This is a genomic window from Parabacteroides sp. 20_3, assembly GCF_964238835.1.
GTDB lineage: Bacteria > Bacteroidota > Bacteroidia > Bacteroidales > Tannerellaceae > Parabacteroides > Parabacteroides distasonis.
In genome coordinates this window covers 19272-37658 of sequence record NZ_CAXSNO010000004.1, presented here as the reverse complement: position 1 = coordinate 37658, position 18387 = coordinate 19272, and the positions used below count along the sequence as shown (strand labels likewise).

18 protein-coding genes are annotated in these 18387 nt (G+C 44.7%); 4 read left to right on the top strand and 14 right to left on the bottom strand.

All coding sequences use genetic code 11. The features are described from left to right. Positions 1 to 32: 32 nt before the first annotated feature. The 5 genes from ACESPU_RS09170 to ACESPU_RS09150 all read right to left on the bottom strand — a co-directional run bounded on the left by ACESPU_RS09170 (position 33) and on the right by ACESPU_RS09150 (position 7840). Positions 33 to 1781: a phospho-sugar mutase gene (locus ACESPU_RS09170; RefSeq protein WP_008780043.1), complete on the bottom strand. Its 1749-nt coding sequence runs from the start codon at positions 1779 to 1781 to the stop codon at positions 33 to 35. 134 nt (positions 1782 to 1915) lie between these two features. Continuing rightward, positions 1916 to 3604, bottom strand: a complete 1689-nt coding sequence (locus tag ACESPU_RS09165) for a M23 family metallopeptidase (protein WP_122370014.1) — start codon at positions 3602 to 3604, stop codon at positions 1916 to 1918. 66 nt (positions 3605 to 3670) lie between these two features. Continuing rightward, positions 3671 to 4705, bottom strand: coding sequence for an endonuclease/exonuclease/phosphatase family protein (locus ACESPU_RS09160; protein WP_044545015.1), 1035 nt, complete (start codon positions 4703 to 4705; stop codon positions 3671 to 3673). Positions 4706 to 4744: 39 nt separating this feature from the next. Beyond that, positions 4745 to 6232 carry a hypothetical protein gene (locus ACESPU_RS09155; RefSeq protein WP_158532255.1) on the bottom strand — a complete coding sequence of 496 codons (1488 nt, stop codon included), beginning with the start codon at positions 6230 to 6232 and terminating at the stop codon, positions 4745 to 4747. A gap of 150 nt (positions 6233 to 6382) precedes the next feature. Next, positions 6383 to 7840, bottom strand: a complete 1458-nt coding sequence (locus ACESPU_RS09150) for an aminoacyl-histidine dipeptidase (protein ID WP_008780047.1) — start codon at positions 7838 to 7840, stop codon at positions 6383 to 6385. A gap of 147 nt (positions 7841 to 7987) precedes the next feature. Here ACESPU_RS09150 and ACESPU_RS09145 point away from each other — a divergent pair, with 147 nt between their 5' ends. Beyond that, positions 7988 to 8206: a hypothetical protein gene (locus ACESPU_RS09145; protein ID WP_005854411.1), complete on the top strand. Its 219-nt coding sequence runs from the start codon at positions 7988 to 7990 to the stop codon at positions 8204 to 8206. Between the two features lie 25 nt (positions 8207 to 8231). Continuing rightward, positions 8232 to 8837: an OmpH family outer membrane protein gene (locus ACESPU_RS09140; protein ID WP_121735911.1), complete on the top strand. Its 606-nt coding sequence runs from the start codon at positions 8232 to 8234 to the stop codon at positions 8835 to 8837. Positions 8838 to 9012: 175 nt separating this feature from the next. Here the strand turns inward: ACESPU_RS09140 and ACESPU_RS09135 are convergent, their stop codons facing one another. Both ACESPU_RS09135 and ACESPU_RS09130 read right to left on the bottom strand, forming a co-directional pair. Further along, the gene (locus ACESPU_RS09135) at positions 9013 to 9336 is read right to left on the bottom strand and encodes a hypothetical protein (RefSeq protein ID WP_036613279.1); all 324 of its coding nucleotides are present in this window, start codon (positions 9334 to 9336) and stop codon (positions 9013 to 9015) included. Then, positions 9337 to 9642 (bottom strand): septum formation initiator family protein, encoded by a 306-nt coding sequence (locus ACESPU_RS09130; RefSeq protein ID WP_005854418.1) that lies wholly within the window; start codon positions 9640 to 9642, stop codon positions 9337 to 9339. A gap of 69 nt (positions 9643 to 9711) precedes the next feature. On the opposite strand from ACESPU_RS09130, the gene ACESPU_RS09125 reads away from it, so the two are divergent. Next, positions 9712 to 11472 carry a DNA polymerase III subunit gamma/tau gene (locus tag ACESPU_RS09125; protein ID WP_036613276.1) on the top strand — a complete coding sequence of 587 codons (1761 nt, stop codon included), beginning with the start codon at positions 9712 to 9714 and terminating at the stop codon, positions 11470 to 11472. 45 nt (positions 11473 to 11517) lie between these two features. On the opposite strand, the gene aldA is transcribed toward ACESPU_RS09125, so the two are convergent. From aldA to ACESPU_RS09110, 3 genes are all read right to left on the bottom strand, one after another. Further along, positions 11518 to 12954, bottom strand: a complete 1437-nt coding sequence (gene aldA, locus ACESPU_RS09120; protein ID WP_057327362.1) for an aldehyde dehydrogenase — start codon at positions 12952 to 12954, stop codon at positions 11518 to 11520. A gap of 189 nt (positions 12955 to 13143) precedes the next feature. Beyond that, a complete protein-coding gene (nadC, locus tag ACESPU_RS09115) occupies positions 13144 to 13983 on the bottom strand; it encodes a carboxylating nicotinate-nucleotide diphosphorylase (protein WP_005854425.1) in 840 nt (279 codons plus the stop codon). 3 nt (positions 13984 to 13986) lie between these two features. Beyond that, positions 13987 to 14358, bottom strand: a complete 372-nt coding sequence (locus tag ACESPU_RS09110) for a DUF4783 domain-containing protein (RefSeq protein WP_008780051.1) — start codon at positions 14356 to 14358, stop codon at positions 13987 to 13989. 88 nt (positions 14359 to 14446) lie between these two features. Here ACESPU_RS09110 and rlmH point away from each other — a divergent pair, with 88 nt between their 5' ends. Beyond that, on the top strand, positions 14447 to 14920 hold the full coding sequence (rlmH, locus tag ACESPU_RS09105; protein WP_005854430.1) for a 23S rRNA (pseudouridine(1915)-N(3))-methyltransferase RlmH: 474 nt from the start codon (positions 14447 to 14449) through the stop codon (positions 14918 to 14920). Between the two features lie 106 nt (positions 14921 to 15026). Here rlmH and ACESPU_RS09100 read toward each other — a convergent pair whose 3' ends face one another. The 4 genes from ACESPU_RS09100 to ACESPU_RS09085 all read right to left on the bottom strand — a co-directional run bounded on the left by ACESPU_RS09100 (position 15027) and on the right by ACESPU_RS09085 (position 18339). After that, positions 15027 to 15347: a multidrug efflux SMR transporter gene (locus ACESPU_RS09100; RefSeq protein ID WP_005854432.1), complete on the bottom strand. Its 321-nt coding sequence runs from the start codon at positions 15345 to 15347 to the stop codon at positions 15027 to 15029. Between the two features lie 12 nt (positions 15348 to 15359). Beyond that, the gene (aroC, locus tag ACESPU_RS09095) at positions 15360 to 16436 is read right to left on the bottom strand and encodes a chorismate synthase (protein WP_005864373.1); all 1077 of its coding nucleotides are present in this window, start codon (positions 16434 to 16436) and stop codon (positions 15360 to 15362) included. A gap of 103 nt (positions 16437 to 16539) precedes the next feature. Then, positions 16540 to 17115 (bottom strand): peptidylprolyl isomerase, encoded by a 576-nt coding sequence (locus tag ACESPU_RS09090; protein ID WP_005854436.1) that lies wholly within the window; start codon positions 17113 to 17115, stop codon positions 16540 to 16542. A gap of 48 nt (positions 17116 to 17163) precedes the next feature. Further along, complete coding sequence (locus tag ACESPU_RS09085; RefSeq protein WP_008778607.1) at positions 17164 to 18339, bottom strand: MalY/PatB family protein; 1176 nt, start codon at positions 18337 to 18339, stop codon at positions 17164 to 17166. Between the last annotated feature and the right edge of the window lie 48 nt (positions 18340 to 18387).

Sequence of the window (18387 nt, the reverse complement as noted above, 5' to 3'; positions counted from 1 at the left end):
CCCTTGCCTCTATATGTAATAATTAAGTTCGATTAGATCCCTAAAGAAGCCTTGATCTGATTGATCTTTTCTTCTGCCGCTTTCTCTGCCTCCGGCAATTCATCGATACTCTTTACCTTGGAGTGAACCTCGCAATAGAATTTGATCTTCGGTTCTGTTCCGGAAGGACGGATAGATACTTTTGTATTATCTTCCGTGAAGTATTGAAGCACATTAGAGGTAGTAGGCATATCTAATGTAACGGTTTCGTTCTCCGCATAGTCCTTACCTTTCAATGTAGAATAATCGTAGAAATAAGTTACCTTAGAGCCTGCGATCTCTGTCAACGGGTTCTCACGGAACTTTTTCATCATAGCCTCGATCTCCTCCGCTCCACTCTTGCCTTTCTTCACGACAGAGATACCTTTCTCCTTAGAGAAGCCGTATTCCACGTAAATCTTCTGAAGCAATTGATACAAACTCAAACCTTGATCTTTTGCCCAAGCTGCGATCTCGGCTAAGATAACGCAAGCGGAGACAGCGTCTTTATCGCGGACGAAATCCTCGCAAAGGAATCCGTAGCTTTCCTCGCCACCACCAATATAGTTTTTCTTGCCTTCGTTCTCACGCATAACGTTAGCGATCCATTTGAAGCCTGTATAAACATCGTACATTTCTACGCCATTACGCTCGGCGATTGTCTTGATCGTCTCTGTCGTAACGATTGTCTTTACGATATATTCTTTACCATTGATCTTACCTAACTCTTTCCAGCGAGTGATTAAATAGTAAACGAACATCAAAGCGGTTTGGTTACCATTCAAAAGTACCCATTCGCCTTCGTTATTCTTAACGGCGGCACCTACACGGTCTGCGTCCGGATCGGAAGCCATTACCAATTCAGCGTCAGTCTCTTTTGCTTTCTCTACAGCCATAGCTAAAGCAGCCGGCTCTTCCGGGTTCGGAGAGATAACCGTCGGGAAATCACCGCTAACAACATCTTGTTCCGGTACATGGATAATGTTCGTGAATCCATAAGCTTTCAAAGCGGCAGGAACCAATTTAACACCAGTTCCGTGGATCGGAGTGTATACGATCTTCATATCCTTATGGCGGGAAATAGCCTCCGGAGACAAAGAAATCGTTGTTAATTCCTTGATATATTCATCATCGATCGCTTGTCCGATGATCTCGATCAATTCTTTATTTCCTTTGAATTTAATCTCGCTAGCGTTACGGATCTTGTTAACCTCGGCGATCGTATTCTTATCGTGCGGGGCGATCATTTGTGCGCCATCATCCCAATAAGCCTTGTATCCGTTGTATTCTTTCGGATTGTGAGAAGCCGTCAAGATGATACCGCTCTGGCATCCCAGTTTACGGATAGCGAATGACATTTCCGGAGTCGGACGCAGGTCTTCGAATAAATAAACCTTGATACCGTTAGCGGAGAAGATATCGGCTGATATTTCCGCGAACTTACGGCTGTTGTTACGGCAATCGTGGCCGATGACAACCTTTATCTGTTCTAAATCCGCGAATTCCTTTTTCAGATAGTTGGATAAACCTTGGGTAGCCGCGCCAACTGTATATATATTCATACGATTTGAACCTACCCCCATGATTCCGCGCAATCCACCTGTTCCGAATTCTAGGTCTTTATAAAAACACTCGATTAACTCAGTAGGATCTTCGTTGTCAAGTAACGCTTGAACTTGAGCACGAGTTTCCGCATCATAACTTTTCGTAAGCCATCCTTGTGCCTTACTTCTTACCATTTCTAATAAGTCGTTGTTTTCCATGTTTATAATATTATTGTGTTTATTGTTGAGCAATCTACTCAATACGATAAATATACAAGAAACAAATATACGAATTTCTTAAAGTAAAGCAATCAAAGGACTTATATTTTGCCTAAAAAATGCGATAAATCGTCCTACCAAGTAAACGGATGTGTATAAATCGACTCATTTCCACAAGCATCCGTTACGATTAATTTAAGTTCATGCTTGCCTCTTTGCAACCTCTCTTTATCGAAGCGATAGGTAATAACCGATTTATTATTCATCTCGAATAAGACAAACTGCCCGTCTATTTCTCCCCGGTAGGTTTGTACCCCGCTTAAGTTATCGGACAAACGGAATATGAAGTTCTGTTTGCTGATCCACGTCTGTTGGTTGATCGGCGTGATAACCGGAGCCTTTGTATCTTGTTGTATCTTATAACTGCCCAATTCCTTGATATTTGCGTCGATCCAGCCATTACGGTATGTACCGCCCATCCAAGAGGCACGTCCGTTTTGTAAGCGAACCACACCATATTGTTGTTTATTCTCAAGCGTATCGCTTTGCAAGAATAGTGATAACTGGGCCGTTCCATGCAAAGGGATTGGCTTATCGTGCAATATGTGGGTGGCTGATAATGAGGTACTATCTTCTTTCACCGAATAGCGGAAGTAGAGGTCATTATATAGATTACCTTTAGGCAGGACGAGACGGATGCCTTTAGCGCCGAACCTATTCTCGCCACCCCAATGGAATAATTCTGTATGAGTCGTATCGATCTGGGGGATCTCTTGTTTCTTTCCCTCGATCCAGATGGATAAACGGGTGGCATTGCCGAAAGCGTCAGCAAGTGTATACGTCAAATGATAGGTACGAGGTTCATCTATACGCAAGATTCCCCGGTTTACGCTTTCAAGGAAGCGTAGACGGTTTCCCGGCTCGATGAAACTACGCATATAGAAAGAGCGATGATCTTTCCATTCTTCGTAATCTGTGAATGTGTTCAGATAACGGGTCTCGTCAAATGCGAACTTATCGAGATTACTATGGAAAATCACTTGGCTGTCTGCCGTGAGCGTGATTTCTCGTACGCCATAAATGTTAGTCGTATTATCCATATAATCATAGGCTTTTACAGCGAGCCCTATTTCTCCCCATGCCTCGATTTTTCCAGTGATTGTCTGTTTCCCGTTTTTCGCCGTGACGGGTTTTATCTCAAGCTTCTTGCTTTTGCCGTTTACTACGCCTTTTCCTTCGATGGGGACGATCTGTATTCCTTGGATTTTAGGAGGACGGGTATCGGTTATCCGATCCGAGAAATAATCCAAGGGGTCCATGACTTCCTCGGTATCGGTGTCTCGTACCTCAAAATGGAGATGAGGCCCACCAGAACTTCCGGTATTGCCACTTAACGCTACGACTTCATTTTTCTCGACAGGAAGCAAATCCGGCGTAAGGAAGAGATTTACATTGAAACTTTCTTGTGCGTATTGTTGCTCTTTTACATAATTCGCTATTTTCTTCGAGAATTTTTGTAGATGGCCGTATACGGTGGTCGTTCCATCCGGGTGTGTGATGTAAAGCCCGTTACCGTAGCCCCATGGACTTACGGATATACGTGATACGTATCCTTCTTGTACCGTATGTACGGGTTTACCTTCTACCCCTTGTGTCTTGAAGTCTATTCCGGAATGGAAATGATTACTTCTTAACTCACCGAAATTTCCGCTCAGTAAGATCGGGAAATCGAAAGGATTCCTAAGTTGCTGGGCGTTTGTGTTGATTATGTGGGAGCCGATGATCGCGAATAGACCGGCTAGATATATGGATCTAATATTCATAGGTATTACGTATTTTGTGATACAAAGATAGTGTTTTTTGTGTCTATGGAAAACACGTACGTGTTTTTACGGGCATATTTGGAAATCGATGACTAATGGCAGGTGGTCACTAAAACCGCCCTCATATTTAAAGCCGTAATAGGTTCGAAAAGGACGTACCCCCCGCCATGTTTTATCTTTAGTCAATAAAAAATCAGGAGCGAATATGTGGATGCTTTCCGGAATGATATGCATGGAAGACTCTTGCGTGATGAGATCCCGGTTTACGATTATTTGATCGAGTTGGCTCCATTCGCCTTGGTATTTATGACTACCCGGGAATTGAGTTATATGGGGGCTTGCGAACAAATTATAATAGGTACAAGATGTGGAATCTGTGATCTGCGTATTTTCAGGAAAGGCTTGGGCAGCGAATATCTCGGAAATACTTCTGTCTTGAGGGGTATCATTGAAGTCTCCCATAATGAGTATCTGCGGCTTTTCTCGTATCAGTAACAGGGAATCGCTAGATCCCCGTAAAGTGCGGGCCGCGTCAAAACGATCCTTTTCACTTTCTTTTTCTCCTCCGTAGCGGGAGGGGAAATGACACACGAAAACATCTAAGGTATCGCCTGTTATGATCTTTCCATATACGTGTAGGATATCTCGGGTTAATTTGTGTTTGTTCCCGGAAAAACGAATTGGAATGGATTCATGTCGTAAATAAAAGAATTGATCTCGTTGATAAAGAAGAGCGACATTAATACCTCTGGGATCGGGGCTTTGAGTGATAATATATCGGTAATCCTGCCAGCGGAGCGGTGTGCGACGGGTAAGATGAGACAGGACGGAGTCGTTCTCGACTTCGCAAAGAGCTATTAAGGCCGGTGTGCTCCATTCCCCGGCAGCGCTTATTACTTTCGCTATTTGTTGTAGCTTATGATAGTAGCGGCTTTGTGTCCAGTACCGGTTGCCGGAAGGTAGAAATTCATCGTCATTCTTGGTTGGATTATCCCTTGTGTCGAAAAAGTTCTCCACATTATAGGTCATGACCTTGAACGTAGCTTGGGCAAATAACGGAGGGGAGGCAAAGAATAAAAGAAAAAACATAAAAATCTTCATAGTTAAAGCTTTGATTAATTGTTAATATGTAATGTATTCTTATTGGTTTGAATCTTCGGTCTCTTCCTGAACAAACTCGTAGGCTCCTATGGTCGGGCCGTTCGAACTGGTTAGCCGGTTGACACCGTAACGATCGATCGGATAATTCTTCGTTATCTCGGGATCTGCTTTTCCGACTCCGGTAGTCGATACGGAATCTGGCCGGAAATCATAGGTGTATTTATTTTGCTTGCCTCCTACTTTCCGATAGGAAGGAGTCTTTTTGATAAACAAGACCTCCTTGAAGTGATCGCTGGAGGATTCTTTGGCTTTAAGCGCACAGTGATTGAACCGATAATCGAAATCTGTACTGCCATCTGCTTTTAATTCGACATCGTAACTTCCATCGATAGTGCAATTGTCAAAATAAGCTTGCGTGATAGGATACGGGCCATTTCCGTCTACTGTTACGTTATTGAGCAAGTACAGGCATTTACTATCCAAAGGAACAGTCTCGCTGGCCATTTCCCTTTTGGTTAAACTCATGTAATTAGCCATCGTACAGTGAGCGAAGTAATATTTACCACCGACTAAAGTGAGTACACTTCCTCCGGCATTGCTGAATTCCGTATTTGTAGCGATAACATCACAATTGATGGCGAAGAATAGATCGCTCCCCATATTCGTGATCTGTGAGTTGTTTATCTTGATCTTTGGCCGGTCCGGGGTGGAAGGCTCGCAATATACACCGGAGGTACCATTACGTACGATTACATTATCCCAGACATTCCCGTAGCTATCCGTCTTAAAGGTAATGCCTCCCCATTGTCCGGGAGTCCGGTCATACGGTAATATATCATTTAGTATATAATCCAAACGGTCGCCTCGGAAAGTGATAGGCTCATCCAAGGTGCCTAAAGCGTTCATGGAGCCGTGAACGATCAGGCTCGCTTTATCATGCATATAGAAAGTAGCCCCCTTCTCGATATTCAATGAAACCCCTTTAGCGATAACCAAACTATCGTAGATCAAATAAGGACGATTGGCCGTGAGGATAGAATCTTTTGTAATCGTAACACCGCCTTTGTAAAGATTAACATCCTGCCCATAGGCTTCCAATAATACGGATTGACGGATGCCATTCACGGTGAAAAGTACGGAATCCTGTATCAACAGAGGTTGATTGCCCCCATTCGGATCGACCGTTACTTCCACGAATACATACATGCTGTCGTTGGCGAGTATCCCTACATTATTAAATGAGCTACCTTTGCGTCCATCCACATTCATGCGGAAGCCGGTAGACTCTCCACTGGCCAGCATGATGGACTCAATGCTCAGAGGTTCACTATTTTTATTGTAGATCATAAATTGACGAGTGGTAGAACCGATCGTACTGAAGATCGTGTCAAAAGCGAGCGTGTCTGTCGAGAAGCTTAGCCGGTAAGTCGGGTTGGTGGAATAATGATCATCCAAACCGTCGCATGCCGGAAGCATGTTCAACAGAAGCGTCGCGAGTATAAATAGCGTTATCGTTAATCTTTTCATTTTCGTAAATGTTAACTGTAAATATCTTGTGTTCTTGTTTCAATAGATAAACAAAATTATCATAAAAAAGTTGCAAGACATTAACATAAAAAAAGAGGATAGACACGGTTATCGTGTCTTTCCTCTTCTTATAACGCAAAAAACGTTGGTTTATTTTGCGGGGATGCTCTTTAATAATTCAAGAAGGTGGCTCCACCATAAACCGACCGTAGCGATCTCGATACGCTCGTTGGGTGAATGTACGTCACGCAAAGTAGGCCCGAAAGAGATCATATCCAGTTTCGGATATTTTTCCAAGAACAAACCGCACTCTAATCCGGCGTGGATGGCCATGATCTTGGCGTCTTTGTTGAATAGGCGTTTGTAAGTCTCCTGTGCGATCTTCAATATCTTAGAGTCGGGGTTCGGGGCCCATCCTGGATAGCCATCGCCATGTTTTACATCTGCTCCAGCCAATAGGAACGTGGAGGCTACCGTATTGGCGATAGCGATCTTGCATGATTCGATAGAGCTACGTTGGCTGGTACCGACCAAGATCGTATCGCCTTCTTTCATCTTTACGGAAGCAAGGTTGGTAGAAGTCTCTACCAAGCCTTCTATATCGTGGCTCATACCGATTACGCCGTGCGGACAAGCGTGCAAGGCGTAGATTAATTTCTCGGCGGTGGCATTGTCGATATGATACTCCGGACGATCCGTGGACTCCATCGCTAACTGAACGTTCGGGTCTACATGTTTCAACTCATTTTCAACGTCGGCGGCGAAATGGTTCAGCAAGATACGTACATCCTCCTTATTTTCCGGATGCAAGCCGATCACGGCGTGTGCCTCGCGAGCGATTGCGTTACGTAAGTTTCCTCCATCGATAGAGCAAAGAACGAAATCATATTTCTTTTTCAATAAGAATAAGAAACGAACCAAGATCTTGTTGGCATTGCCTAATCCTTTGTGGATCTCGCCACCGGAGTGACCGCCATTCAGCCCTTTCACGTCGATACGGAAATACTGCATCTTATCGGACGTAGGAACTGGCTCGTAATGGAAAGTCGCTTGTGTGTCTTTACCTCCGGCGCAACCCATAAAGATCTCTCCCTCGTCCTCGCTATCGAGATTTAACAAGATATCTCCGGTCATGAAACCTTCTTTCAAGGCTTTCGCTCCAGTCAAACCTGTTTCTTCGTCTACCGTGAACAAACATTCGATCGGACCGTGTTGGATATCATCGGAGGCAAGCAAAGCCAACTCGGCCGCTACACCGATACCATTATCGGCTCCCAAAGTAGTGCCGTTGGCACGCAGCCATTCGCCGTCGACGATCGTCTCGATCGGATCATTGTCGAAATCGTGTTTCGTACCGTTATTTTTCTCGCAAACCATATCCATGTGAGACTGCAATACGACTACCGGACGATCCTCCATTCCCGGAGTGGCAGGCTTTGACATTAAAAGGTTGCCGGCTTCATCTTTCTTGATAGCTATTTTGTACTCTTTCGCGAATGATTCTAGGAATTCAATCATTTTGCCTTCCTTTTTTGAGGGGCGAGGCACTTGGGTTACTTGATGGAAGAACTTCCATACGATAGTAGGCTTTAAATCAGTAATCTTCATAATGTTACAATGTATTATAGATGTTACTCTAAAGTTAATAAAACCGCAACTGAAAGAGCTTAGTTCGAAAAAAAGTAGAATAAAATGCCAAAAAGACACTTAGTAATCACTTAAACTCTTATATTTGCGTCCACAAATATAGAGAAAATGCTTACAACGTTATTATTTACGGTCATAATTCTTGTTATCAGTGTCGTGTTGCTATCGATAAAAGTGCTGTTGAAAAAGGGAGGAAGGTTCCCGAATACGCATATCGAAGGAAACAGGGCGTTGGGTAAGAAAGGTATATTTTGCGCGAAGACCATGGATCGTATGGCGGTTAAGCAAAAGGGGCTCTATGACATCATGAACGAAATAAAAGAATAAAAAAATAAGATTTAAATTGCACTTTATGAAGAACATTAACTACGTTATTAACGGTGTGCTAGCGGTGGCTGTCGTAATCTTGTATATTATGCAATTTTCCGGCAAGAAAGAATCAAGCGTAACAAGAACATTTGCGTCAGCGGGAGACACAACGGCCTTACTTCCGATCGCTTATGTAAATGTGGATTCCCTGTTACTTAATTACAATTATTCCAAGGATCTGAACGAGATCATCTTGAAGAAACAAGAGAATTCCCGTGCTAACATCACCCAGAAAGCCCGTAGTTTACAAGGCGAGATGCAAGATTTCCAGCGTAAGGTAGAAAATAACGCTTTCCTTACCCGTGAGAGGGCGGAGCAAGAGCAACAACGTTTATTGAATAAGCAACAAGAGTTGCAGAACTTAGATAACCAATTGGCTCAAGAGTTGATGCAAGAGCAGCAGAAGTTGAACGAGCAATTACGCGATACGGTTGTTTCTCAATTGAAGGCTTTCAATCAGGGTAGGGGCTATCAAGTGGTATTCAGCAATACGGTAGGAGATAATATCCTTTTGGCTGGCGATTCCTATGATATCACAGGCGAATTGCTGGAATACTTGAATAAGAATTATTCCTCTCCGGCCAAGTAAGCTATTAATAGAATTTATAAAAGAAAGGGTGTATCAAAGGAACGTTTGATACATCCTTTTTTTAACGGTGCTTACCGGGGATTTTATAGAAGATATACTGTATCTGCAAAGTAATATATACTGCGTTGGCCTGGTCAGTATATATTCATCGGTCGAGACTGCGTTTTGCGGCCAATTACTCTTTAGGAGTAACGAAAGCGGTATATACTTGTAAGATAGCGGCTACGCTCAAGCAAAGGATCCACTCGGTACGGTTGTTGAACATAAAGCCGGAAGATACGATCATTAGAAGTCCGGCGAATACGTTGAAACGGTGGAGCCGACGGCGACGAAAGTCCAAGTCCTTAACCGGAAGGGTCAGATAGCAAACGGCTATACCCGCCGCACCGACAGCGAATAAATAAGGGGCGACAGCCCAATGAGTAAGAAACAATACGGCACCGGCTAATACGAGTAATCCCGCTACGCCGAAAATAATCGATCTGATTTGTTGATTCATTTATTTGTCCTTGATAATAAAAACATCCTCGTTCGACCTTTTCATAAAATACTCTTCACGGGCGAAACGTTCCAGTCCCTCCTTGTCCGTATGAAGGTCGTTTAATTTCTTGCTGTTGATTTCGATCTCCTTTTGGTAATGTTTGATCTCTTTCTCCAAGCCGCGTATTTTCTCGTCGTACGTATAGCGTTTATACAGGCTGCTATCGCCCACCGTAAAGGTGACGATAAGGAACACGATGGTAACCAACCAATAAGCGTTGATCCACGATAGATACTTTATGTAAAACTCTTTTATGCGTGACATCGGAACATCGTTTTCGCGAAGATAATGAATTATTTTGTTTATCTTTGTCTTATCAATAAAAAGCAGAGAATGGATAATTATATTGTATCGGCAAGAAAATATCGCCCGTCCACTTTTCGGAGTGTAGTAGGGCAGAAGTCTCTTACCACTACGCTGAAAAACGCGATACAAAGTAACAAATTAGCGCATGCTTACCTGTTTTGCGGTCCTCGTGGAGTAGGAAAGACCTCGTGTGCCCGTATCTTTGCGAAGACGATCAATTGCTTGAATCCGACGGCGGATGGCGAGGCTTGTAATGCGTGCGAGTCGTGCCGGGCTTTCAATGAGCAGCGTTCTTATAATATTCATGAACTGGATGCCGCCTCGAATAACTCGGTGGACGATATTCGTACCTTGATCGACCAAGTGCGTATCCCGCCTCCAATCGGTAAATACAAAGTCTTCATTATTGACGAGGTTCATATGTTGACGACCGCCGCTTTCAACGCATTCTTGAAGACATTGGAGGAACCTCCGCATCATGCTCTCTTTATCTTGGCTACGACCGAGAAGCATAAGGTGCTTCCCACGATCCTTTCCCGTTGTCAGATCTATGATTTCTCCCGTATATCCATCGCCGACATGGTGGAGCATCTGCAATATGTCTCTTCGCAGGAGGGGGTAACAGCGGAACCGGAAGCCTTGAACGTGATCGCCCAGAAAGCGGATGGAGGTATGCGCGACGCTTTGTCTATCTTTGACCAAGTGGTAAGTTTCACGAATGGCAATATCACGTATCAAGCGGTTATCGATAACTTGAACGTGCTGGATTATGAGTATTATTTTCGTCTGACGGATGCGATCTTATCTGGCAATGTGCGGGCATCTTTATTGATCTTGAACGAGATATTAGGCAAAGGATTCGACGGGCAGAATATCATAACCGGTTTGGCCGGGCATTTCCGGGATTTATTGGTATGCCGGGATGAGTCCACCTTGGTGCTATTCGAGGTGGGGGCTTCTATACGTGAACGATATAAGGAGATGGCGAAACATTGTCCGGATCAACTTCTGTTCAAGGCGATAGAGCTAGCGAATACGTGCGATTTGAATTATCGTGCCAGCCGCAATAAGCGTCTTTTATTGGAATTGACGTTGATTCAGCTCTGTCAATTAACACAGGTAGCCGCCGACGATAAAAAAAAAGCGCTGATTGAGCCGATCGCCGGGACGAATCCAGCTTCTCAAGCGGTGAATAGCGGGAAGCCTCAACAGCCGCCTCAAGCTCCTTCAGTTACGGCAGCGGCCGGTGCTCCACAAGTTATGAGTACGCACATGCCGAGCTCGGTTCCTGCGCCACCTCCGTCTACAGCGCCTAATCCGGTTCGTAGAACGGCTCGTCCGATGGGAATCTCCATGAAGGAGATCGGAGTGGAGAAGCCTAAGCAACAAACCGTTCAACAAGCGACAACGAACGTAAAGGAGGTAGTAACTCCCTTTGACAATGATTCCTTGGTTCGTGAATGGGATAATTACGCCGCAACGATTGACAAGAAAGTGTATCTTAAGAATACGATGATCAATTGCAAGCCTACCTTGCAAGAGAATTATTATTTCGAGGTAGCCGTACATAACCCGGGGCAGCAAGAGGAATTGATCAATAACGCGATCCATATCCTGCCATTTCTCCGCCAGCATCTTACTAATAGCCGTATCCAGATGCGTGTCCGGATCGTAGAGGGAAATGAGAAGCATTTGGCTTATACATCCACGGAAAAGCTAGAGTTGCTGATGAAGATAAATCCTACCTTGGGCCGTTTGAGGGATGAGTTTAATTTGACGTTAGATTAAGTAGATATGCTAAAGATCCCAAGAAGGGATCTTTAGTCTTATTTTTTATTCCTTTGTCTCAAGATAAACCACTTGAGTTTGCAAATACTCCTCAAGTCCATGTTTTCCATCCGCGCCACCGATTCCGGATTTACGCCATCCCGCATGGAAGCCTTGCATAGCCTCAAAATTCTCACGGTTAATATAAGTCTCCCCGAATTTTAAGGAACGCATTACCTTGAATGCATTATCCAAGTTTTGTGTATATACGGAAGATGTCAATCCATATTCGCAATCATTCGCCCATGCGATAGCGTCGTTGATATCTGAATATTCGACAACCGGCAGTATGGGGCCAAAAGTCTCTTCTTGTATGATATCCATTTTCTGTGTAACACAATCCAAAACGGTCGGTTCGAAGAAATATCCTTTTGTACCGATCCTATGCCCGCCACACAGTAGCCTAGCACCTTGCTGGATCGCTCTCTCTACTTTTTTCTCCATAGACTCCAACGCGCTGGCTTCAATAAGCGGTCCCATATCCAGATCCGCGACCTCATTGGGGTTTCCTACTTTTACCTGCTTCATGCCGGCGACTAGTTTTTCCATGAAGGTCTCTTTTATCGCTTTGTCTACATAAACCCGTTCGGCACAATTACATACCTGTCCGGTATTGATCACACGAGAGGCAATAATAGACTTAACAGCAAGATCGATATCTGCGTCCTTCATCACGATAGCCGGGGCTTTACCTCCTAACTCCAGAGATACTTTCGTGATATTAGGAGCGGCAGCGGACATGGTTTGTTGTCCGGCTCCCACGCTTCCTGTCAGACTAACCATACCTACTTTCGGATTCGCCGCGAGTTCATGCCCAATCACGCTACCCCGTCCATTTACCAGATTGAAAACGCCGGCAGGCAAACCTGCCTCCTCCACGATCTGTGCGAATACGTATGCGTTCTCTGGCGTAAGCTGGCTAGGTTTTATCACGATCGTATTTCCGGTGATCAAGGCCGGAGCGGCTTTACGAGCGACTAGAAAGAATGGGAAATTCCAAGGTAGGATACCTGTCGTTACTCCAATCGGTCTCTTAAATAAGAAAATGCTTTCATGAGGGCGGTCACTGGGAATGATTTCCCCTTCGTACCGACGGGCCCAGCCTGCCATGTAATCCATATAATCCGCGGTAAAAAGAACTTCAACATTGGCGAGTCCTTGGGTTTTGCCTCCTTCACGGACGATGATGTCGGTCAGTTCCTTCTCTCTCTTACGGATGCCTGTCGCTATCTTTGTCAGATAAGCCGCCCTTTCTATAGAGGGTGTTCTTTCCCATTGATTCTGCGCTTTCTCTGCGGCATCGATCGCTTTTCTGGCATCTTCAACCGTCCCGTCAGGCATCAGTGAAATAACCTCTTCGGTAGAAGGATTCAATACCTTGATCCATTTCCCAGACTCATTCTCAATGAATCTGCCATCTATAAACATTTTCAATTCTTTCATGATACTATTTTTAGGTTGAATAATTTGTTCTTAAAAGTACGGGAAAGGAAGGAATGGCAATGTTTTAAAAATGATAATAGTTCTATCAGAAATGATAGTGAATCAAGATAATAGGGTAGATATAGAAAAACAGCCTCAAGAAGTTGATCTTCTCAAGGCTGTTTTTTTATAGAATGATCGTTTTTCGTTTTAGCAGGCTTTGAAGCTCATATCCAAGCTCTTCACGGAGTGAGTCAAAGCCCCTACGGAGATGAAGTCTACGCCACATTCCGCGTAATCACGTAATGTGTCGAACGTGATACCGCCGGAAGACTCTACCTCGAAACGTCCGTTGATGCGGCGAACCGCTTCTTTTGTATTCTCGATATTGAAATTATCCAACATGATACGATCGATACCGCCTACTTTCATGGCTTGTTCCAACTCGTCGAAGTTACGAACCTCGATCTCGATCTTTAGGCTCTTTCCTTTCTCTTTCAGATAGTTTTGCGCACGTGTGATCGCTTGCTCGATGCCGCCGGCGAAATCCACATGATTATCTTTCAATAAGATCATATCGAACAAACCGATGCGATGGTTCATGCCGCCACCGATACGTACGGCCTCTTTCTCGATCATACGCATACCGGGAGTTGTCTTGCGAGTATCTAGAACGTGTGTCTTGGTGCCTTCTAACGCCTTGGCGTATTTACGAGTCGTAGTAGCGATACCGCTCATGCGTTGCATAACATTCAGCATCAACCGCTCAGTCTGCAATAAGGATTGGATCTTACCTTCCACCACGAACGCTATATCCCCTTTTTTCACTTCGGCTCCGTCTTGTATAAAGACCGTCATTTTCAGTTCCGGATCGAAGTCGTGGAAGATACGTTTAGCCATTTCCACGCCGGCCAATACGCCATCTTCCTTGATGATCAGCTGGCTTTTCCCCATCGCTGTCTCGGGGATGCAACATAAGGTGGTATGATCACCATCGCCAATATCCTCGGCAAACGCTAATTTGATTAAGTCGTCAATAAGTTTGTCCATCTTTTATTCTATTCTGATTGATTGTATAATCGCTGTATTCCCTTCGGCACGGTACGTGATGTTTACACGGTACTCACCGGAAGACGTCGGAAGCTTTCCGACAAGGAAACCGCTTTCCTTTTTATCCGCATGATGTACGACCGAGAATCCGGAAGGCTTATTCGAACTGAAAAATGAGGACAACATAGAGACGGCCTCACTTCCGTTACATTTCTTAGAGGAACCGGGCAAGGCTACATCCACCACCTTATCCATAGCACCGGATAGAGAGGAGGCATTTCCTGCCTTGAAAGCATTTGATATACTGGTAATATCCGCCGCCTGCGCACATACGAATGCGAATATCAAGGCGAATGTAAGTAAGAGTCGTTTCATAAGCTTTCTTTATTTTATTGAGTAATTAGTGGCAAAGGTATGTATTTTTCTTGTAACTTAGCCTTTCTAAACCTGTAAATGTAAGTAGATGAAGATTGGACTGATTGTGATTGGTAAGACGGATGCCGGTTATTTTGTGGAGGCTATCAATGAGTATAAAAATCGCTTGACGCATTATATACCCTTTGAAATGGAAGTCATACCGGATATAAAGAACGTGAAGAACCTCTCAGAGGCGCAGCAAAAGGAGAAAGAGGGCGAATTGATTTTAAAGGCTTTGCAGCCCGGCGATTATTTGGTGTTGCTGGACGAGAAAGGGAAGGAGTTCACCTCCATGCAATTTTCTACTTATCTGGAAAAGAAAATGCATACGGTCCCGAAACGCTTGGTATTTGTGGTGGGCGGTCCTTACGGTTTTAGTGAGGCCGTGTATAAGGCGGCATCGGAAAAGATCTCGTTGAGCAAGATGACTTTTTCCCACCAGATGATCCGATTGATCTTTATCGAGCAGATTTACCGGGCGATGACGATCTTGAATAACGAGCCTTACCATCATGAATAACCGCATCGTTTAACGCCGGTATCCGCATAGCCCTACGCCTATACTGGCGTAAGTTCACACCGATACTGCCGTGAGGCTATGCGAATACTGGTGTTTTTCTCCCGGATTAATGGACTAATTTCAGGCCGACGATCCCTATCAATATCAAGGATAAGAACAATAACCTGAATATATTCGCGGAATCATGGAAAAACAAGATTCCAAGAAGAACAGTCCCTATAGCCCCGATCCCGGTCCAGATTACATAAGCCGTACCGATCGGGATGCTTTTCTGGGCGAGATATAAGAAATAACCGCTTAAGCCCATGGATAAGATCGATAAACCTATAAACCAAATAAAATATTTGGAATGCATACTTGCTAATTTAAAGCCCAGCGGCCAGCCGATCTCGAATAATCCGGCTATAATTAACAGAATCCAAGCCATATAGAATTAGTCTTAAAAGTTTTCCCGTGTCTTCTGGATCAATAAATAATCCAATAAAGTCATGGCGGTCATAGACTCGACGATAGGTACCGCACGAGGCAATACGCATGGATCATGACGTCCGCGTGCCTTTAATATCGTATCCTCTCCCTCCATGTTAACCGTTTCTTGTTCCATCAAGATCGTAGCGACCGATTTAAAGGCTACCCGGAAATAAATATCTTGTCCGTTGGAGATCCCTCCTTGGATACCGCCGGAATTATTGGTACGAGTATTGATATGCCCGTTATCATTGAAAAAGCGATCGTTCCTTTCCGATCCGCGGAAGAAGGCGGCGTTGAATCCGTCTCCATACTCGAAGCCCTTCACGGCGTTGATCGTAAGCATCGCATGTCCCAACGCGGCATGTAACTTGCCGAACACAGGCTCTCCCAATCCGACGGGAACCCCTTTCGCCACACAGGTAATAATACCGCCGATCGTATCTCCTTTTGATTTGACCTCGGCGATCAAGGTTTCCATCTCTGAGGCGGTCTTCGGGTCCGGGCAACGTACGTCGCTCTCCTCCGTCAAGCTTAAATCATAATCTTGGTAACTACCCGCTAATTGGATCGGGCCGACCTGCGAGGTATAAGCTTGAATCTGTATGCCGTATTGCTTAAGGGCGAGTTTAGCGATGGCCCCAGCCACGCAACGAGCTATCGTTTCCCGGGCGGACGAACGTCCACCTCCACGGGGATCACGGATTCCATATTTCGTTTGATAGGTATAATCAGCATGGGAAGGACGGTAAACCGTTTTCATATTGTCATAGTCCGAGGAATGTTGGTTTTTGTTCCAGATGATGAAACCTATCGGCGTGCCGGTTGTCTTTCCCTCGTAGATACCGGAAAGAAACTGTACCTCATCATCCTCTTTACGGGGGGTCGTGATACGGGATTGTCCCGGTTTACGACGGTTCAGCTCTTGCTGGATGAATGCCGTATCTAATTCGATCCCGGCTGGGCATCCGTCGATCACGCCGCCGATACCGGGGCCGTGCGATTCGCCGAACGATGTTAATCTATAAATATTACCAAAAGTATTCACCGCTTTGTCTAATTGAAAATTGAAAACTGAAAATTGAGAATCAAAAGCCGATGATTAGGCGTTTCTCCTAATTTTCAATTTTCAATTCTCAATTTCCCATTATTTAGTGGCATCCACCACAACCACAACCACCCTCGTGGTTATCGCCACAATCGCTACCGCAATCGTCGCAACCGCAACTACATCCACCTGCGGGAGCGGAGAAGGCTGCGATCTCTTCCGCTGTCGGTTCGTGTACGTCGATTACCTCGCCGCTGAAATGCAAAGTCTCGCCAGCCAACGGATGGTTGAAGTCCATTACCACGATATCATCCTTCACTTCCAATACAGAGCCGTTCATACGGTTGCCATTAGAATCCATCATTGGGACGGTATTACCTTCCTTGATCATCTCGGCGTCGAATTTACCGTCCACCTCGAAGATATTCTTCGGAAGATCCAATACGTGCTCCTCGTTATATTCGCCATAAGCCTCGGCTGGCTCGATGGAGAAGTTGAACGTGCCACCTACTTCCAGCCCGTTCAAGGCTTTCTCGAATGCCGGAAGCATCATGCCTGTTCCGTAGATGAATTTCAAAGGAGCCTCGACCGTCGCTTTTTCCATTAACTCACGTTCTTCACCTTCGCCAACGTTCAGGTCGTATGTAACCGCAACGTATTTGTTTGCTGTAATTTTCATTTGTCTTGTATTTTAAATATGTATAGAAATGCTCGCAAAGATACGATTTTATTTCTTATCCACCGCCTTTTTAAGAGCGTTCATCGCTTTATCTAAAACAGAGCGGGGGCAACCAATGTTCAAACGCATATGGCCTTCTCCCCCGGGACCGAAGATACTTCCGTCGTTCAGCGCTAGTCCGGCTTTGTCTTTGAACAGGTGTACGAGTTCATCTTGACTTAATTCCAGTTCCCTGCAATCCAACCAAACGAGGAAGGAGGCTTGGGGCTGGTAAACTTTTATCTTGGGGAGATGTAGTTTCATGAACTCTTCCACGAAACGTACATTCTCCATGATATACATTCGCATTTGTTGCAACCATTCGGCGCCATAGGTGTAAGCGGCGGTTGTCGCCGTATAAGCGAAGATCGTGCCATCGCCAAACTCTCCGGCCTCAAGGAAAGAGTAAAATTCTTCCCGGATGCGATCATTGGGTACGATTGCGTAGGAAGTCACGATACCGGCGATATTGAACGTCTTGCTCGGTGCCATGAAAGTTACGCTGCAAGAAGCGGCAGTATCCGATACGGAGGCAAATGGATAATGCGTATACTGAGGATAGGCCATTTCCGCATGAATCTCATCGGAGATAACCAAAATATTGTGCTTGGTGCAAATCTCGGCCAATCGGACCAAGGTTTCCTTTTTCCAGACGATCCCGCCCGGATTGTGAGGGTTGCAGAGGATCAATACCTTGCATTTATCATCTATAATAGATTCAAGATGATCGAAATCCATCTCATAGATGCCGTCTACCATCTTTAGCGGATTATAAACGACCTCACGCTTCATTTTCTCCGGAACGATGCGGAACGGATGATAAACAGGGGGCTGGATGATGACCTTATCTCCTTTTTGCGTAAAGCATTGGATAGCGAAAGCGATTCCCTTTACGATTCCCGGGATATAGCTGATCCATTCCCGTTGTATTTTCCAGTTATGTTTGTAGTGTACCCAATTGATGATACTCTCGTAATACTCGTCGGAGCCGAATGTATAGCCGAATATCTCGTGCTCACAACGTTTCTTCAGGGCCTCTACAATAAAGTCCGGTGTGCGGAAATCCATATCCGCCACCCATAGTGGTATCAGATTCTCGTCACCGAACATCTCTTTCAAACGGTCGAATTTCACGCAACTCGTCCCATGCCGTTCGATAACTTCGTCGAAGTTGTAGTGTTTCATATTTTTATTAACGATCAGTTTCTTAATTGTTTTAGGGGTCAAACTTAC